This window comes from Mycobacterium talmoniae, from assembly GCF_001854525.1.
Taxonomy (GTDB): Bacteria; Actinomycetota; Actinomycetes; order Mycobacteriales; family Mycobacteriaceae; genus Mycobacterium; species Mycobacterium talmoniae.
This window is the reverse complement of record NZ_MLQM01000007.1, coordinates 24,865-41,572: the sequence shown is the minus strand read 5'-3', so window position 1 is coordinate 41,572 and position 16,708 is coordinate 24,865. Positions and strand designations below refer to the sequence as shown.

Here is a 16,708-nt window from a genome sequence, read left to right as displayed (position 1 = left end):
GCGCGGCCTTAGGTCAAGAAACCGTCCGGTCATGGCAACGGTGGTGGCGATCGCATCCATCTTCGGCGCCACCTCGTGTGCGACGTCATCCGCATCGGCGGCGAATGAGTACTGCGCTGTCATGTCCGACAGCGTCGGTCTGTATGTGGGCAACCATGTCACCCAGATGGGCTATCCGATCGGCACCGTTCGTCGGATTGAGCCGCACCCTACCGACGTGAAAGTTGCGTTCTCCATCGACGAAGGACGTCCGATTCCAGCAGAGGTGCGGGCGGTCACCCGCTCGCCATCCATTCTGGCGGACCGCGCACTGGAACTGGTAGGAAATTACACCGGCGGAGCGAAACTCAAGCCAGCCGAGTGCATTCCCATAAATCGAACCTCCACCCCGCTCAGCATCGCGAAGATCATCGGATCGGCTACCGACTTCGTGAACGCGATCAATCCGGACGGCTCGACCACCATCGCCGATTCGCTGCGCGGCATCGACGAAGCGATGGGCGGGCAGGGCGATCGTGCCAACCAGTTGCTGACCCGGTCTTCGCGACTGCTGGACAACCCGGATCAGGCGATCTCCCAGATGGGCGAAATCACCCGCAACATTGCCGAGTTGACGTCAATGGTGCAGGCCAACCGTGCGCCGATCAAGCAGATCGTCACCGACCTACCGCCGATAGTTCCCGACTTGGTGCAGGCCGAGCATGGAGCCCTCCAGTTTGCCGGGGCGATGGGCCAGGTCTTGCCCATTGTCGCCGACATCGAGCTGGAGCTGGGCGAAGAATTCCAGTCGGCATTGGATGCGACCAGCGAATTGGTCCGCATCGCCAGCCCGCATTACAAAGGCATCGCCGACATGCTCAATCCGTTGCCACGGTTCATCAGCGGCATCAACGGCGAGCCGGCGGGCGCGACGTCGGGAGGGCTGGCGAAGCGCCTCAACAACCACATGTTCAGCGTGCTGACCTGGCGCCCGGCACTGTACCGGATCCCGACCCCGAACGGGCTGCTGGCGTGCGGGGCGATGAACGCGTCCGCGCCCGGTAGCTGCGCAGATGTCGAGGGTCGGCCCTACGCGGTGGACGTCGCACTGTTGCAATACGTGCTTACGGAGGCTCAGCGGCGATGAAAAATCGGATACTGTCGCTGATCTGCGCGGCGGCGTGTGGGCTGGGCCTCAGCGGGTGCTCGTCGCTGGCCGCGCTATCCGTCGACGCGATCCCGATGCCGGGCCACAGTTATACGGACGGCTACGACATCGTCGTCGAGTTCGCCAACGTCCTCAACCTGCCCGACCGGGCGAAGGTCGTCATGGACGGCATCACCGTCGGGGCGGTGAGCAAGGTCGCCGAAGTCGGCACCCACGTCGATGTGACGGCGCGCATCCAGGAAGGGATCGCGGTTCCGTCCAACACGACCGCGGTGCTGCAACAGGCCACGGTCCTCGGTGACATCTATCTGGCCCTAGAACCGCCGGCCGATGGCGCAGCCCCGGCAGCTCCGGTGGCGGCCGGGGGGCGAATCCCGCTGCAGCAGACAATATCGCCACCGCAACTGGAGGACACCATCGCCAATTTGGCGAACTTCATCGGCAGCGGGTCGATACAACGTGCGCAGCACACCCTGGTTCGGCTCAACCGGATCACCCCACCCAAGGACGAAGTGCGCAGGGTGGTATCGCAAGTGACCACCGACCTCAACCAAGTCTCCGACAACCTCGAAACCGTCGACGCCATGATCACCAGCTTGGAACAAACGTCGAATGTGGTGGGCGGCTGGGCGCCGCAAATGAGCTTCTGGTTCACCCCGCAGGGCGTGCGGGGATTCGAACGATCCACGGTAATCGCTCGGGAGTTCGGGTACTTGCTCCCGTCGGTTGGGACGATCTATAGCAGCGGGTACTGGATGGTGCCGGCCTTCTCTTCCCTCGCGGACGCCATGACGGCGATACAGGGAGCCAAGCAGGTTGTGGAGGGGGAGTACCCACGCTGGCGGACCTTGCTGAACGAATTCGTCCTGCCGGTAGACAAGTATCCGGCAATCAACATCACCTCCATCGTCGGGCCGGATGGGCGGGAACTGTCAAACGATGTCGAACAGGTGTTGCGGATGCTAGGAGCTGTCCCGTGATCCTCAGAGCCACAGCGGTGTTCGTCGCATTCGCGGCGATGATCGCCACATTCCTGGTCTACGTTGCACACCTGGGCGTTCGAGTCCGGCCGCCGGAGAATCGGACCAACCTGGCCATGGACGTCGCCGACGTGAACAACCTGGTTGTCGGATCCAACGTCTTGCTGCGCGGGGTTCCGGTCGGCAAGGTCGACACCATCGAGACGTCCACCTCGAACGCCACCATCCGCTTCTACATCGACAACAAGTTCAAAATTCCCCGGGACACCGTTGTCCGGCTCGAGAACCTGTCTGCGCTCGGCGAGTCCTACCTCGAACTGGAGCCGAAGACATCCGGGGGGCCGGCGTTCAAAGACGGGCAGACGATCCCCAGTGAATCGATTGTCGCGCCGAAGTCGATCTCGGACCTGGGAGCTAGCGTGGTCCGGACGCTGAACCAGTTGGACCCCGGTCAACTCCAGAATGTGGTCGGCCAGGCCGACGCCGCCCTGCCCGATCCCTACACCGTCCTGCCCAACCTGGAGCGCGCGAGCCACGTCCTCAACAACACCACCGCCGGACTCAACGGCCGAGGCAGACAAGCGCTGGAAAACCTCCAGAGTCTGCTGGAGAACGCCGGATTCGTCGGCTCGCTGCTCGCCCAGTCCGCCCCGGACGTCAAACGCATGGGCCCATTGCTGGTCGACATGTGGAACTGGGGGGTAAACGGAAGCCTGCGTGTGGACATGCCCGGGACCGTGTACATCTTCGGTAGGTTCATGCAGCGCATCCAGCAGTTTCTGGATGATCGGGGCGCCGATCTCCGCGTGCTCACCGAACCACTCACCCCCAACATCCAGGCGATCGCGAGCGCGCTGGGCAACGTCGACAGCAGCCGGATCCTTACCAATCTGCTGGCGGCAACACCCCCGGATGGCGCCATCGAACTGCACGTCACTCTCCCGCAGACCGGTCAACCACCCCCGGAGGCTGGTGAGTGATGTGTTGGGCACGAAAAATAGCAACAGGAAGCTGGTGAGGATGTGAACATCACCGAGACTGTCGAGGACACCAAGTTAACCGACGCCGACGACTCGGAGGCCGACGATTCGGACGCCGCGCAGCCGGACGAGCAGGCCTGCGACGATCAGGAGACCGATGTCGCGCACAAAGATTCCGCGACGGGGACGGGGCGGCGCATCTCCGTATCCGTGCGCGGCTTATCGCTAGCGGTACTCATCACCGCCCTGGTCGCGGCGCTGAGTGTGATGACCTGGCTGTACATCGGCGCCAACCGAAGAATGGACGCCCACGTCCAGCAGGAACACGATTACGCACGAGCCGAGCAGGTGGCACTCGACTACGCCGTGCGAGCCGCGATCATGGATCACAAGGATTTAGGGCCGTGGAAGCGCGCCTTGGTCGAGGGCACCACGCCCGAACTGAGCAAGAAGCTCACGGACGCGGCCAACGCCATGGAGCAGATCCTGCTTCCCCTGGAGTGGTCTTCGGTGGCAAAACCCATCGCCGCCAAAGTGCGATCGCACGACAAGAGCGTCTACGTTGTCGACGCCTTCGTCAGCGTGATGACCAAGACAGTGCAGGCCGCGCAAAACCTGCAATCCACCGCCACTTACGCCGTGACCGTCGATTCCGCCAACGGCTGGACCATCACCGACGTCGGCGGTATCGGGCAAGTGGTCGGAGACAAGTAGTGCTTCGCGGCACGCGAAGGTCGGCTGTGCTGAGCCTGGCGGTGGCGGCGGGGCTGACCGCGCTGGCCGGGGTTGTCGGAAGTGGCATGGCCAGCGCGGACGATAAGTCCTATCTGCAGAAGCTGCACGACGCGGGCATCAACACCCCACGCGGCGAGTACGAGCTGAAAGAGTGGGGTTGGGAAGTGTGCGCTCTCCGGCTCAGGGGCAAGCCGCCGCGGCAATGGGTGGAGCAAGCCGTGTACTCGTCCAGCCTGCATCCACCCTATGGACTGACCGAACAGCAAGCCAACACGATCGTTGACCTTGCAGTGAGCGAGTTGTGCGACGAGCGCGACGGGCGACCGCCGTACGAGCCGCTTCCCTAGGGCCGCGATGCCGGGCCGGCGGCGCTGGCGACCCATAGCTGGCGGATTCAAACGCACTGTGGCGAAGGAGCTTTCGCTATGGACTAGGTGAGACGAGCGAATGGCGGACCCGTTGCTCGGAACCTGGCGCGGATGGCGGTTTATCCGCTGCCGTCGCGGCGTGAACATGGTGGAGTTGGCGCGATGAGGCGCCGCAAGGAGACACTTAGGAGCCCCGATGTACAGTACCGTTCCGCGGCCGGTGTTCGACCCCGAGTTAGAAGCAGTCCTCGACATGATCGCCGACCAGATCCCGACGGTGACATCCGAGACAATCACCGAGTTGCGTGAGGCCCCGCTGCCGGGGGTGGTTACCGATGACGACTTGACGGCCGCCGGTGTCACGCGTCGCGAGATCACCGTTCAGGGCTATGAGGGCGTCGACCTAGTTGCCTCGGTCATCGCGCGGGCCGACAAGTCCGGCGTCGGCCCCGGGATCTACCATGTCCACGGTGGCGGCATGGTCGCCGGCAACCGCATGGTCGGGGTCAGCCAGCTGCTGCCGTGGATCGTCGACCACGACGCGGTTGCGGTCACCGTGGAGTACCGGCTGGCACCAGAATTCCCGGATCCCTACCCGGTCGAGGACAGCTACGCCGGGCTGGTCTGGACGGCCGAACATGCCAGCGAGCTCGGTATCGATCCCGACCGGCTGATCATCGCCGGCGCGAGCGCCGGCGGAGGTATTGCGGCGGGCACGGCCCTGCTGGCCCGCGATCGCAAGGGGCCCAGGCTCGCCGGGCAGGTGCTGATTTGCCCGATGCTCGACGACCGGGACCACACGACCTCGACCGTGCAGTTCGACAGCGTGGGGATCTGGATCCGGTCCAGCAATTTGGTGGGTTGGAATGCCCTCCTGGGTGATCGCCGCGGCACCGACAACGTGTCGATTTACGCAGCGCCCGCGCGCGCAACCGACCTTTCCGGGCTGCCGCCAGCCTTCATCGATTGCGGCTCTGCGGAACTTTTCCGTGACGAGGACGTCGCCTACGCAACGAGTTTGTGGTGTGCTGGAGTCCAGGCCGAGCTGCATGTATGGCCCGGCGGGTTCCACGGATTCGACATGGTCGCACCGCACACGGCGCTGGGGCACGCCGCAGCCGCGGCGCGCAACGCCTGGGTTGCAAAGCTTCTCGGATCTTGATAGCAGGCGACTCCTCCGCGAGCCCACGCGAAAGCCCCCAATTCAACGGCGCATTGGGGGCTTTCGCGTGGGCTCATTCGGGGCGCTGCTGAAATCGACGTCCAGATTGACACATAGCCCTCAGATCGGGGGGTTTGCGCCGTATGGACGTCGATTTCAGTGGCGCACGGTGGCGAAGAAGACCCGGACGTCGTCGACGAAGAGTTCCGGCTGCTCGAACGCGGCGAAGTGCCCGCCGCGCGGCATGGTCGTCCAGTGGGTGATGTTGTAGCTGGCCTCGCACCACGACCGCGGCGCACGCGACACCTCCTTAGGAAACGCCGCCACTCCAGTCGGTAGTTCGACGCGACCGCCGCGCCCGAACGCCGCCATGGCTTCCCAGTACAGCCGCGCCGAGGACGCCCCGCTGGCGGTCACCCAGTACAGCATCACGTTGTCCAGCAACTCGTCCCGGGTCAACGCGTTCTCGGGGTGCCCGGCGCAGTCGGTCCACGCCCAGAACTTCTCCACGATCCAGGCCAACTGCGCGACCGGGGAATCCACCAGCCCGTAGCCCAGCGTCTGCGGTCGGGTGGACTGCTGCTTGGCGTAGCCGGAATCCCACCGCCGGTAGTGCTTCATCGCGGCCAGCGCGGCGCGATCGGCCTCATCGGGGTTGGCCAACGCCGCCTCGGTCGGGGTGGCGATCGGCATGTTGGTGTGAATGCCGACGCAGTGGTCACCGTTGCGGCCGATCTGCGTGGTGACTGCCGCACCCCAGTCGCCGCCCTGCGCGCCGTAGCGCTCGTAGCCCAGCCGCGTCATCAACGTCTCCCAGGTCGCCGCGATCCGCTCGACGCCCCAGCCGGAACGCGATGGCTTGCCGGAAAAGCCGTAGCCGGGCAGCGACGGGCACACCACGTGGAAGGCGTCCTCGGCGCGCCCGCCATGGGCGGTCGGGTCGGTGAGCGGCTCGATCACCTTGTGGAACTCCACGATCGAGCCGGGCCAGCCGTGGGTGATGATCAGCGGGAACGCATTCGGATGCGGGGAGCGTTGGTGCACGAAATGGATGGGCAGCCCGTCGATCTCGGTGACGAACTGGTCGAACCGGTTCAGTGCGGCCTCGCGTGCCCGCCAGTCGTAGCCGCTGGCCCAGTAGTCGGCCAGGTCGCGGGTGTAGGCGAGCGGGATGCCCTGGCTCCAGTCGTCGACGCATTCGGCCTCGGGCCAGCGGGTGTTGGCCAGCCGCCGGCGCAGGTCGATGAGCACATGGTCGGGTACATCGATCCGAAACCGTTGGATATCAGCCATCTGCGAATGATCAGACCAGCAGTTCGACCATCTCGGACTTGATCTGTTCGGGTGTCACGGTCGGCTCGAAACGGCGGATCACCTTGCCGTCCCGGCCGACCAGGAACTTGGTGAAGTTCCATTTCACCTCGTCGGTGCCGAGTGCTTCCGGGCGTGTGGCCTTGATGTGCTCGTACAGCGGTCCACTCGAGGGACCGAGGTCGCCCGGTGCCTCCGCCCGCAGGTGAACAAACAGCGGGTGCGCATCGGGACCGTTGACCTCGATCTTGCCGAAGACCGGAAAGGTGACACCGAAATTCGTGGCGCAGAAATCCTGGATCTCGGCGTCGGTGCCGGGTTCTTGAGCTCCGAACTGATTGCACGGGAAGCCCAGGATCTCCAAGCCCCGGTCACGGGTTTCCTGGTACAGCGCTTCAAGACCTTCGTATTGCGGCGTAAAACCACACTTGCTGGCGACATTGACGATGAGCACCACGCGACCGGCGTAGACGTCCAGTGAACGGCTGACACCGTCGGCAGTGGTGGCCGAGAACTCGTGAATAGTCATGGCACCGAGGCTATTTGACTTCCAGAAATTATACAACGCTGCGTGGCGGAAATCGCCGAGTACCCGCAGATGTACGTTAGTCCGGGCTGAGCGAATGGCGGATGTGTTGGTCGAAATCTGCCGCGTATGGCGGTTTTCTTGCGGTCAGTACGGCATGACCATGGTGCAGTCGGTAACCGACGCGCCGCCAAGACATCTGTAGGAGTCGGCAATGCACAGGGCTGGTCCGCGACCGCCATTCGACCCCGAGCTGGAGGCAGTCCTCGCCGTGATCGGCGACCAGATACCGGAGGTCACCGCCGAGACGATCGGGGAGCTGCGGAAGGCGCCGGCGCCGGGGATCGTTACGGACGCCGAGCTGGCCGCCGCTGGCCTGGCGCGGCGCGACGTCACCATCCGCGGCTACCAGGGTGCCGAGCTCGTCGCCTCCGTCGTGGCCCGGACCGACAAGTCCGGCGTCGGCCCCGGCATTTACCACGCCCATGGCGGCGGCATGATCGTCGGCAACCGCATGGCGGGCGTCGGGCAAATCATGCCCTGGATCATCGAGCACGATGCCGTCGCCGTCACCGTCGAATACCGGATAGCGCCGGAGTTCCCGGATCCCTACCCGGTCGAGGACTGCTACGCCGGACTGCTGTGGACGGCCGAGCACGCCGCCGAACTCGGCATCGACCTCGACCGGCTCATCATCGCCGGCACTAGCGCCGGCGGAGGCCTCGCGGCCGGCAATGCGCTGATGGCGCGCGACCGCAAGGGGCCCCGGCTGGCGGGACAGGTACTGATGTGCCCGATGCTCGACGACCGCGACCGGACCGCGTCCAGCGCGCAGTGCGATGACAAAGGGATCTGGATCAGGTCGAGCAACCGGACGGGATGGACCGCCCTGCTGGGCGATCGTCGCGGCACCGACGACGTGTCGATTTATGCCGCGCCCGCGCGCGCGACCGACCTTTCCGGGCTGCCGCCGGCCTTCATCGACTGCGGCTCGGCGGAGGTGTTCCGCGACGAAGACGTCGCGTACGCGACGCGCTTGTGGTGCGCTGGCGTCCAGGCCGAACTCCACGTGTGGCCCGGCGGGTTCCACGGGTTCGACCTGATCGCGCCGCACACCGCCCTGGCGCACGCCGCTGCGGCTGCACGTAACGCCTGGGTCGCACGGCTCCTCGACTCGTAATGGGGTTCGACTGCCCGACGGCGAGCTAGGGTGAACCACGTACCCGAGGAGTGCAGATGCAGGAGCTCGCTGGTCGACTGACAGCCCTCGACCCGGCGGCGGGCGCGAGCCTCAAGGTGGTCGCCTATTTCGATGCCTTGGTCGCCGGTGGCGTAGGGCTCGACGGGCTGCTGCGCGGGGCGGCCGCGCTCTCCGGGGTTTGTGCGGGGGCCGAGGTGCGGTGGCGGATCAGTCGGCGCGATCCCGAGGGTCACCGGCTGCCCGAGACCGGCGATGGCCCGAGATCCTCAGAACGGGCCACATCGAGCGGGAGGGTGTGGCTCGAGCGGGACGGCGTACCGCACGCCAACGATGAGATGATCATCGAGCGGCTCACGCTCGCCGTCGAGGTGCTGGAGGCCCGGCGGGCCCCGGCGAGTGGCATCGAGATCGCCATCGACTCGGCGCGTTCGAACGATGAGCGCGGTGCTGCGCTCGCGAAGCTGGGGCTAGATCCGGGCACGAAGGTCAGGATCGTCGCCACCAGTCCGGAGGTGACGATCCCGGGGATGCCGTCGGTGGTCGTACCAACGAAATACGGCATCCTGCGAGCAAGCGTCGATATCGCCAGGAATACGCGTCCATCCGGCAGAGCGGGGCTCGGGCCGTGCATGCGTGCCGATCGCGCGCCGGAGTCGTGGGAGGGCGCGCAGATCGCGTTCCGTCTCACCGACCGGACCACGCCCGTCGTCAACGCGACCGACCTCGGCGCGATGCTGATGCTTGCCCGGGCGTACGACCCGGCGGCGCCGCATGACGACGTCCGAGCCCTGGCTCGCCTCGATGACCGCTCGGCCGAAATCCTTCGAGTGCTCGTCGGGGCCGACAGTATCCGCGGCGCTGCCGCGGAGCTGAGGATGCACCACTCCACGCTGCAGAACCGGCACGAGATGTTCACACAGCAACTTGGATACGATCCACGGACCACCGCGGGCCGCATGCGCTACATCGCGGCTGCATTCTTATTGCGCGTGACCGCCGACACCGCCGCGCTCGAACCGGGAGGCGACTGAAAGCTCGTATTCCTCGTCGATTGCGCATGTCTTGGTCACGCCGTGTTGATTTTCGGCGTCCTGCCAGCAGAGTGGGTGGCAGTCGCTGGGCCGTTCTGACAATGACGTATTGCAATTAATGCCGCGATCCTGCATGCTGACCCCCACATGCTGACCCGATTGAGAAGCCCGGTACCCCTCGGACGAGTTCGTCCGACGGCGGGAGAACAAGCGCGTCCAGCCCCGCGCCCGCCGCACTGCGCAAGACCACCGAGTCGTAAGTGGGCCGGACCGAGTGTCTTTGGTCGGGACAGCCCAACTCTCAGCACTATGTCCTTGGGCCACACAACGCAATTGGTAGGAGCAAGGGTGTCAACTGCGGGCGCAGGCCGCGTGTACGGCGGAGTAACAGGTGAAGAACGCGTCGCTGAGCGGCGTCGGAAGCTGATCGAGGCCGGCACCAACCTGTTCGGTTCCAACGCTTCCGGATCTGTCCGGGTCAAAGACGTGGTGGCTGAAGCCGGGTTGACCGAACGGTACTTCTACGAGAGCTTCAGCGATCTGGATGCACTGTTCGACGTGGTCCTCGACCTCACCATGGACGCGATCGAAGGCGAGGCGGATGCCGCTGTCGCCACCGCGCCTGATGACGCCTTTTCGAGGATATCGGTCGCACTCCGAACGGTCGTGGATACGCTGGCCGGCGATCCCCGGATGATCCGGATCTTTTTTGTCGAGGCGCTCGGCAGGGGTGGACGCGCCGGCACGCGCCGAAATGAGATTCTTATGCGCGCCGCCGAGAACTTCGTCAGGTGGTCAGGAGCCGGCGTCCAACCGTTTACTAGCACCCCTGTTGACGCCCGCATGAAGGCTATCGCCCTATCTGGGGCCGCTTCCGAGCTGCTGATCTCGTGGGCGGACGGACTTCTTGACATCACTCCGGCTGAGCTCGCCGATTTCTTGGTCGGAATGTACTGGCGAACCAACCTGCCCTGATACTGCCGGCATATTGGGTGGATACCGGGTGAATCACCCGCTATACGAGCGTATTTCCACACCTGCTCGCGGTGTTTGGCGGGCTGCTGTGGTTGCGGACCCATGTCCACCCAGGTTCGAGCCGACTGCGACGCCGATCGGCCCGCCGCGGATTGGTGGCAGGCCGATCGGGCCATGTTCATGGTGCTTGCTGGATCAGTGATTCGAGTTGGCTGCGTGCGCTGCCGCGCGGTCGTCGATACGGGGGACTGGCGGCGGCTGCTTCTGGTCCAACGGGAAAACGCCTGGGACATCGCCGAAATCGGGGCCTAAAACCGAGGCCATCGTCTTAGTGTAGATGGCGTCCATGAACATTCGCTCGCCCGCGATCTTGTCGCCTTCGAAATCCATCACGGTGTTGTAACATCCGGTAACGCGGACCCCGTCATCGGTGTCGAAGTACACCCACGCCTCGCGAATAAGGCTGCTCGAGGAGACTGCGTGGGTGCGCTTATCCGCCCAGAAATTCCGCACGTCTCCGCCGTGGAGCATCCGCCGATAGAGCTCCTCGACGGCGTCTCGGCCCTCGATGTACAAGTTGAGTGAGGGCAACTCGTAAACGGGATTCTCGACCAGCGTTGCCATCGTTGCGTCGAGGTCGAGATTGAACTCGGCCTCCTCGTGGAGCCTAAGCAACTCTTCCATCTGCTCCAGCGTGAGTGTTGTTGTTGTTGCCATCTACACTTCCTTTCTCCGAAATTTAATTCTGACATGTCACGCTGTCAGATAGGGGCAAAATCGCCGAACTCGTGGTGCTTGGCCTTAGAGGAGCATGGGCGCCGTCGGGAGGACGGCGCCCATGCGCGTCGCTACAGCCGGACGATCGTTCGTCCCTTCACCGAGCCTGCGAGGATGCTCCCGGTCACCGCCGGGATCTCCTCGAGACCGACTTCGTGGGAAATGCTTTCCGCCAGACTCTTCGGCTTGAGGTCGGTGCCGAGTCGCCGCCACACTCCGGCGCGCACATCCGGCGGGCACTGAACGGAGTCGATGCCCAGCAGGTTCACCCCCCGCAGGATGAAGGGCAACACCGTGGTGCCGATCGCGAAACCACCGGTGAGCCCGCAGGTCGCCACCGAGCCGCCGTAACGTGTGGTGCGCAGCAGGTATGCGGTGGTGTCCGCACCCACCGGATCCACCGCTCCGGCCCACAGCTCGGCCTCCAGCGGGCTGTCGCTCTGGCCCGACACGTCCTCGCGGCTCAGGATCTTGCTGGCACCCAGCTTCTGCAGGTACTCGTGCTCGGCGGCCTTGCCGGTGCTGGCGGCAACCTCGTAGCCAAGCCCGGCGAGCATGTTCACCGCCGTGCTACCCACGCCGCCGGTGGCCCCGGTCACCAGCACGGGCCCATCGCCCGGCTTCAAGCCGTTGTCCTCCAGGCGCTGAATCGCCAGGCCCGCGGTGAAGCCTGCCGTGCCGAGCGCCATCGCCTCCTTGAGCGTCAGGCCGGACGGAAGCGGCTCGACCCAATCGCTGGACAGGCGGGCGTACTCGGCATAGCCGCCGAATTGCGAAATCCCCAGCGCGCGACCGATCGCGAGTACCTCTTGGCCCGCGGTAAAGCGCGGGTCGGCCGACTCCACGACGGTGCCTGCCAGGTCGATGCCCGGCACCATCGGGTAGGTGGCCACTACGGGGCTCTCCGGCAGGCAGGCCAGGCCGTCCTTGTAGTTGACGCTGGAGTACTGCACGCGCACGGTGACGTCGCCGGCGGGGAGGTCATCAAGCGTGAGCTGCTGCACGCCGACGCTGAAACCGCCGCCGTCCTTGTTCAAGACGAATGCGTTAAAAGAATCGGACATGACACTCTCCTAGATCGGGCACCCGGCGACAACAAACTGCGGAGGCCGCAGCGAGTGTGGTCTCGGGCAAGCGCTTTCTTCACTGGTTACTGCAACGGAGACCGGATCGATCGCCTGTGCGCTGGCCACCGGCGTCCTGAAACCCGCAAAGGGCGGCACATGTGTGACACCAGGCCACAGTCGATAGATTGATCTAGTCGGAGCGTAGTCACCGTATTGCGGCTTCGTCAACAGGCGGGTCCGTTGCTCCCGTGTGCGGGCCGCTCGGGCGGCGGTCCTGTGTCCCCGTTGACGAGGCGAGGGGATTGTGACTAGCTTCATACTGGCGTAGATCAATCTATCTAGATCGTCGTGTGGGTCGAATCTGCATGCCGTGTCGCGTGGAGCCTCGGCATCGGACGCGACGCGCCCCAGGTCGGCGATCGATGCGATCTCACTTCAGTGACGGATCAAAGGAGGCCCTGCCGGCCATGGAAGAAATGACCAAGAAGGAAATGGAAGCCGTCCTGCTCGCGCACGAAAAGGGCGAGCTGGAAGAAGACCTCGACGCCACGATGGCTACCTTGGTTGACAACCCGCACTACGAGCTTCCAACCCTGGGATATGCCTTCGATGGCTACGCCGCCGTTCGTGAGGCCTACAGCCGCATCCTGCCCGGAACTCGCGAGCGAAATGTCGCGGCCCAGATGCGTGTGCATGCCATCTCCCGTAACACGCTGGTCCGCGAGGCACACGTGTCGTTCACCACGTCAGCTGGCGAGCGCGTTACCGGCGGATACATCGTCGTGATGTCCTTCGATCCCGAGCAGAAGCTGATTTCCGGTGAGCGGATGTACATGGACACCAACTTCGCCGCGATGATGGCCGAAAACCTCGGCCCGGACTTTGCCAGCGTGCCCGGGGTGAAGAAACTGAGCGATGCCGCCCCGATGATCGACAGGCATGACGCCTACGAGGTGGCCGAACGTCACGGAATCACAATCAATTAACCTTCGGCGCAACGTGTGGTGACGGCAACTCGCGGTAGCCCGCCGACAGTGGGGCCGCCGCGAGAGCCGCTCGACTTACGCTGTGCTGAGGAGCGCGATGATGCTCTCCTCGAGCGCGCGGGAGTCGTAGTAGTCGCGCCATCGCACGATCCGCCCGCCGCCGTCAACATCGAACACACCGGTGACCTCGACGTTGAATGTTTCACCCTTGAGCCGGATGACATCGATGCGCTCAACCATTACGGTGCTGCCGCTTGCGAGAAGATTCTTGACTTCGACCGTGGGGCCGGGAAGTAACCGCCCGATCGTTGCAAGGCGGGCCTTGATGGCATCGATACCGATGCTGGGCTGGTTGTGGCCGTCCACCCAGGCCGCGCGATCGCCAAAGAAACCGGCGAGTTCGTCGACCTGCCAGCGCGGCCACGCCGCCATGAATCCGCGCACCACGGACTCCGCGGATGCCTTCCCGGGCATCAGAACTCCAGAACCAAACGGCCGCGGACACCGCCCGCTTCAAGCATCCTGTGGGCATCGGCCGCCTGCTCGGCGGGGAAGGTCTTCGCGACACGGAGCGTCAACTGTCCTTCTACGACCTGTTGGCGAAGCCGGTCGAGCTTTTCGACTTCGCGGGCGTAGTGGGGGACATACACGGGGTGGAAGGTGACCCCACGCTGTACTTCGCCCTGAAAGCCGCGCACCGTGGCGACACCGCCGCCGTCCCGAACCGCCGGTACGACTGCATCATTCAGCAGCGCACAGTCGAGTACAGCGTCGGCTCCAGGCGGAACGATCTCCCGGACCTGGCTGCTAAAGTCCTGGCCGCGTCGAATGACATGGTCGGCGCCCAGTTCCCGGACGAGCTTCTCGTCGGCGTCGGCCGCATCGGCGATGACTGCGAGCCCGTCAGCCTTGGCCAGCTGGATGGCATAGCCGCCGAGCGTCCCGGCTGCCCCGGTTACCGCCAGTGTGTCGCCCGGCTTCAGCCCCAGCTCGTCAAGCGCCAGACGAGCAGTCAGTCCGTTCATTGGCAGCGTCGCCGACTCCGGGAGCGTCGTGCCGGCCGGGACCGGGGCAACCGAGTCCACTGGAACCACGATCTGTTCGGAGTACGCCCCGTAGGAACCCTGTGGAATCACGATGGCCATCACTTGATCGCCGACTTTCAGCGGGGTGTGAGTGCCCTCGCCGATCTGCTCGACTATCCCAGCGGCATCCATCCCGAACACGTACGGCGGTGATGGGGGTTGCGCGGGACCGCGCTGGCGGCGCATCGCGATGTCGGCGGGATTCACTGCGGCGCAGCGGACCCGGATGCGAACCCAGCCCTTCTCGGCATCGGGTGGGTTCGGAAGGTCCAATACTTCAAGGGTCTCGGGGCCTCCGAAGTCCATTACGCCAATGGCCTTCATGACTACTCCTTCGGATCGGGCCGGGCTCACCAGAGCGGCACAGCTGACAAGGCAGTTCTACGTCGGGTCAGGGAACGATTCCCCCGCTCGCGAGCACCAGTTGCCCGGTGATCCACCGTGAATCCGACGATGCCAGCAGCGACACGGCGTCGGCGATGTCCTCCGGCTCTCCGATGCGGCCGAGCGGCGTCCGGGCGATCAGGGCATCGTCCTGTTCTTTGGTGTTCGTGCCGATTAGGTCCGTTTTGGTGAACCCCACCCCGATCGTGTTGACGGTGATATTCCGCGGCCCGAGTTCGGCGGCAAGCGACCTGGTCGCGGCTTCAATCCCGGCCTTGGTCGCCGAGTAGACGGTGCTCCATGGGACCGGGTGAACGGTGACGCACGAGCTGATGTTGATGATGCGGCCGCCTTCGGGCAGCAGCGGCGCAGCGGCCTGCATAGCCGCGATCGGCCCGATCACGTTGACCGCGAACTGCTTGTGGGTGAACTCTTCGGTGAGGTCCTCGATGGGCTCTCGGCCCACCTCTTGGACGGCGTTGTTGACCAGGATGTCAAGTCGCCCGTACTCCGGAACCGCCTTCTGCACGAGCATCTGAGCCTGCGACCAGTCACCCATGTCGGCCTGGATCGCGACGGCCTTCCCGCCCGCCTGCCGGATACGCTCGACAACTGCCTGCGCTTTGTCCGCAGAAGCAACATAATTCACCACGACGGCCGCCCCGTCGGCCGCCAACCGTTGTGCAATTGCAGCGCCGATCCCGCGCGACGATCCGGTAACGACCGCAACCTTGCCTTTTAGATTCGCCATCAGAACTTTCGTCTCCTCATAGTGATGGAATTTCTGCGTGAAACTGTTGTGGGGCAATTCATGTACCCGGCTCCGGTCGCTATCCGGTTTTGATGAGAATCTTCGCGCCGGTGCCCTGGCGCAGGGCGTGGAGCGCGTCAACGATGTCGGTCAACGGCATTTCCTGGACCCAGCCGGTGGTGTCGTAGAAGCCGCTCGCCATGGCGGCGATGACGGCGTCGAATTCCTCTGGCTCGTACCCGACTGCGCCCACGATTTCGGTCTCGCCCATCATGAGCATGGTGGGCTGGAATTCCATCGGGTGCTCGTGCAGGGAAACCACGACGACGCGGCCTCCGGCGACTAGACCTGCCAAGGCCGAGGTGATCGCCGCTCCGGCCCCGGCGGCGTCCACGGCGACGTCCACGCCGGCACCGTCAGTGAATTCGGCGATTACAGTGGCCAGGTCGTCGTTCACCGGATCGACGACGGTGGCGCCCAGCGAGGTCATGATGGCCCGGCGGTCGGCGCTCGGCTCGGAAACCAGGACCTTGTCCACGCCTTGGGCCTTGAACGCGAACCACGCCCCGATGCCGATCGGGCCCGCACCCGCGATAAGCGCTGTGCCGCCGGCCTTCACGCCGCTGCGCGCGACGGCATGCCAACCGACCGCCATCGGCTCAACGAGCGCACCCAGCCGAAGGTCCACATTCTCGGGCAGTAGATGCAACGCTGACGCGGGAGCGACCGTGAACTCAGACAGGCCGCCGCCGGGAGCGTTCGAGCCCAGTGCTGCCATCAACTTGCACGAGAAGTACAGCCCGCGCTGACACGCCGCGCACTTACCACAGGACACGATCAGCGGGTACACGGCAGCGCGATCGCCGACCTCGACGTCCTCCACACCGTCGCCAACTTCGACCACCGTGCCGGCGAACTCATGGCCGAGAATCTGGGGCAGCGCGGCGCCAGTCAGTGGATGAGGCTCGTTGACGTCCCACGGGAGCGCCTCCGGAAAAAAGTAGTAGTGCAGGTCGGATCCGCAGATGCCCGTGTACTCATTACGTAACTTCACCTGGCCGGGCCCGGGGGTGGGTTCGGGCACCTCCTCGATGCGGAGGTCTTCCTTGCCATACAACCGCGCGGCCTTCATCGTTGTCGGTCCTCTCTCCTGGGGCGCCCTATGGCGCGAGGTTCTCCAGTTGTCTCGGGTGGAATCGAGGGCCGCAGGACGGGACCCATCACCGCCCCGCGGCCCTCGGA

The 16,708-nt window shown here is 64.8% G+C and carries 18 protein-coding genes; 10 read left to right on the top strand and 8 right to left on the bottom strand.

Features of this window, described 5'->3' with window-relative positions; genetic code table 11:
• Positions 1-31: 31 nt before the first annotated feature.
• From BKN37_RS02990 to BKN37_RS02965, 6 genes are all read left to right on the top strand, one after another.
• Positions 32-1,126 (top strand): MCE family protein, encoded by a 1,095-nt coding sequence (locus tag BKN37_RS02990; RefSeq protein WP_095406986.1) that lies wholly within the window; start codon positions 32-34, stop codon positions 1,124-1,126.
• Positions 1,123-2,127, top strand: coding sequence for an MlaD family protein (locus BKN37_RS02985; protein WP_083341543.1), 1,005 nt, complete (start codon positions 1,123-1,125; stop codon positions 2,125-2,127). Before BKN37_RS02990 ends, BKN37_RS02985 begins: the two co-directional genes overlap by 4 nt.
• Positions 2,128-2,243: 116 nt before the next feature.
• Positions 2,244-3,107, top strand: coding sequence for an MlaD family protein (locus BKN37_RS02980; protein WP_242657062.1), 864 nt, complete (start codon positions 2,244-2,246; stop codon positions 3,105-3,107).
• A gap of 42 nt (positions 3,108-3,149) precedes the next feature.
• Entirely contained in the window at positions 3,150-3,821 is a 672-nt protein-coding gene (locus BKN37_RS02975; RefSeq protein WP_071021165.1) for a hypothetical protein, read from the top strand.
• A 26-nt stretch (positions 3,822-3,847) separates the two neighbouring features.
• On the top strand, positions 3,848-4,189 hold the full coding sequence (locus tag BKN37_RS02970) for a DUF732 domain-containing protein (protein WP_071021162.1): 342 nt from the start codon (positions 3,848-3,850) through the stop codon (positions 4,187-4,189).
• A gap of 241 nt (positions 4,190-4,430) precedes the next feature.
• The gene (locus BKN37_RS02965) at positions 4,431-5,372 is read left to right on the top strand and encodes an alpha/beta hydrolase (RefSeq protein ID WP_242657061.1); all 942 of its coding nucleotides are present in this window, start codon (positions 4,431-4,433) and stop codon (positions 5,370-5,372) included.
• A gap of 156 nt (positions 5,373-5,528) precedes the next feature.
• Here BKN37_RS02965 and BKN37_RS02960 read toward each other — a convergent pair whose 3' ends face one another.
• The gene (locus tag BKN37_RS02960; protein WP_083341545.1) at positions 5,529-6,656 is read right to left on the bottom strand and encodes an epoxide hydrolase family protein; all 1,128 of its coding nucleotides are present in this window, start codon (positions 6,654-6,656) and stop codon (positions 5,529-5,531) included.
• A 19-nt stretch (positions 6,657-6,675) separates the two neighbouring features.
• Positions 6,676-7,212, bottom strand: coding sequence for a glutathione peroxidase (locus BKN37_RS02955; RefSeq protein WP_071021152.1), 537 nt, complete (start codon positions 7,210-7,212; stop codon positions 6,676-6,678).
• Positions 7,213-7,480: 268 nt separating this feature from the next.
• Here BKN37_RS02955 and BKN37_RS02950 point away from each other — a divergent pair, with 268 nt between their 5' ends.
• The 3 genes from BKN37_RS02950 to BKN37_RS02940 all read left to right on the top strand — a co-directional run bounded on the left by BKN37_RS02950 (position 7,481) and on the right by BKN37_RS02940 (position 10,416).
• Positions 7,481-8,389: an alpha/beta hydrolase fold domain-containing protein gene (locus tag BKN37_RS02950; protein WP_242657060.1), complete on the top strand. Its 909-nt coding sequence runs from the start codon at positions 7,481-7,483 to the stop codon at positions 8,387-8,389.
• A gap of 56 nt (positions 8,390-8,445) precedes the next feature.
• The gene (locus tag BKN37_RS02945; RefSeq protein ID WP_071021238.1) at positions 8,446-9,441 is read left to right on the top strand and encodes a hypothetical protein; all 996 of its coding nucleotides are present in this window, start codon (positions 8,446-8,448) and stop codon (positions 9,439-9,441) included.
• A gap of 348 nt (positions 9,442-9,789) precedes the next feature.
• The gene (locus BKN37_RS02940) at positions 9,790-10,416 is read left to right on the top strand and encodes a TetR/AcrR family transcriptional regulator (protein ID WP_083341541.1); all 627 of its coding nucleotides are present in this window, start codon (positions 9,790-9,792) and stop codon (positions 10,414-10,416) included.
• A 195-nt stretch (positions 10,417-10,611) separates the two neighbouring features.
• On the opposite strand, the gene BKN37_RS02935 is transcribed toward BKN37_RS02940, so the two are convergent.
• Both BKN37_RS02935 and BKN37_RS02930 read right to left on the bottom strand, forming a co-directional pair.
• The gene (locus tag BKN37_RS02935; protein WP_131823513.1) at positions 10,612-11,133 is read right to left on the bottom strand and encodes a nuclear transport factor 2-like protein; all 522 of its coding nucleotides are present in this window, start codon (positions 11,131-11,133) and stop codon (positions 10,612-10,614) included.
• A gap of 131 nt (positions 11,134-11,264) precedes the next feature.
• Complete coding sequence (locus BKN37_RS02930; RefSeq protein ID WP_071021137.1) at positions 11,265-12,257, bottom strand: acrylyl-CoA reductase family protein; 993 nt, start codon at positions 12,255-12,257, stop codon at positions 11,265-11,267.
• Between the two features lie 470 nt (positions 12,258-12,727).
• Here BKN37_RS02930 and BKN37_RS02925 point away from each other — a divergent pair, with 470 nt between their 5' ends.
• Positions 12,728-13,246 carry a hypothetical protein gene (locus tag BKN37_RS02925; protein WP_071021134.1) on the top strand — a complete coding sequence of 173 codons (519 nt, stop codon included), beginning with the start codon at positions 12,728-12,730 and terminating at the stop codon, positions 13,244-13,246.
• A gap of 75 nt (positions 13,247-13,321) precedes the next feature.
• Here BKN37_RS02925 and BKN37_RS02920 read toward each other — a convergent pair whose 3' ends face one another.
• The 4 genes from BKN37_RS02920 to BKN37_RS02905 all read right to left on the bottom strand — a co-directional run bounded on the left by BKN37_RS02920 (position 13,322) and on the right by BKN37_RS02905 (position 16,598).
• Entirely contained in the window at positions 13,322-13,720 is a 399-nt protein-coding gene (locus tag BKN37_RS02920) for a nuclear transport factor 2 family protein (protein WP_071021131.1), read from the bottom strand.
• The gene (locus BKN37_RS02915; RefSeq protein WP_071021127.1) at positions 13,720-14,655 is read right to left on the bottom strand and encodes a quinone oxidoreductase family protein; all 936 of its coding nucleotides are present in this window, start codon (positions 14,653-14,655) and stop codon (positions 13,720-13,722) included. The genes BKN37_RS02920 and BKN37_RS02915 overlap by 1 nt, the downstream gene beginning before the upstream one ends.
• 67 nt (positions 14,656-14,722) lie before the next feature.
• Positions 14,723-15,523: an SDR family NAD(P)-dependent oxidoreductase gene (locus tag BKN37_RS02910; RefSeq protein WP_207547204.1), complete on the bottom strand. Its 801-nt coding sequence runs from the start codon at positions 15,521-15,523 to the stop codon at positions 14,723-14,725.
• A gap of 22 nt (positions 15,524-15,545) precedes the next feature.
• Positions 15,546-16,598, bottom strand: a complete 1,053-nt coding sequence (locus tag BKN37_RS02905; protein WP_071021124.1) for an alcohol dehydrogenase catalytic domain-containing protein — start codon at positions 16,596-16,598, stop codon at positions 15,546-15,548.
• Between the last annotated feature and the right edge of the window lie 110 nt (positions 16,599-16,708).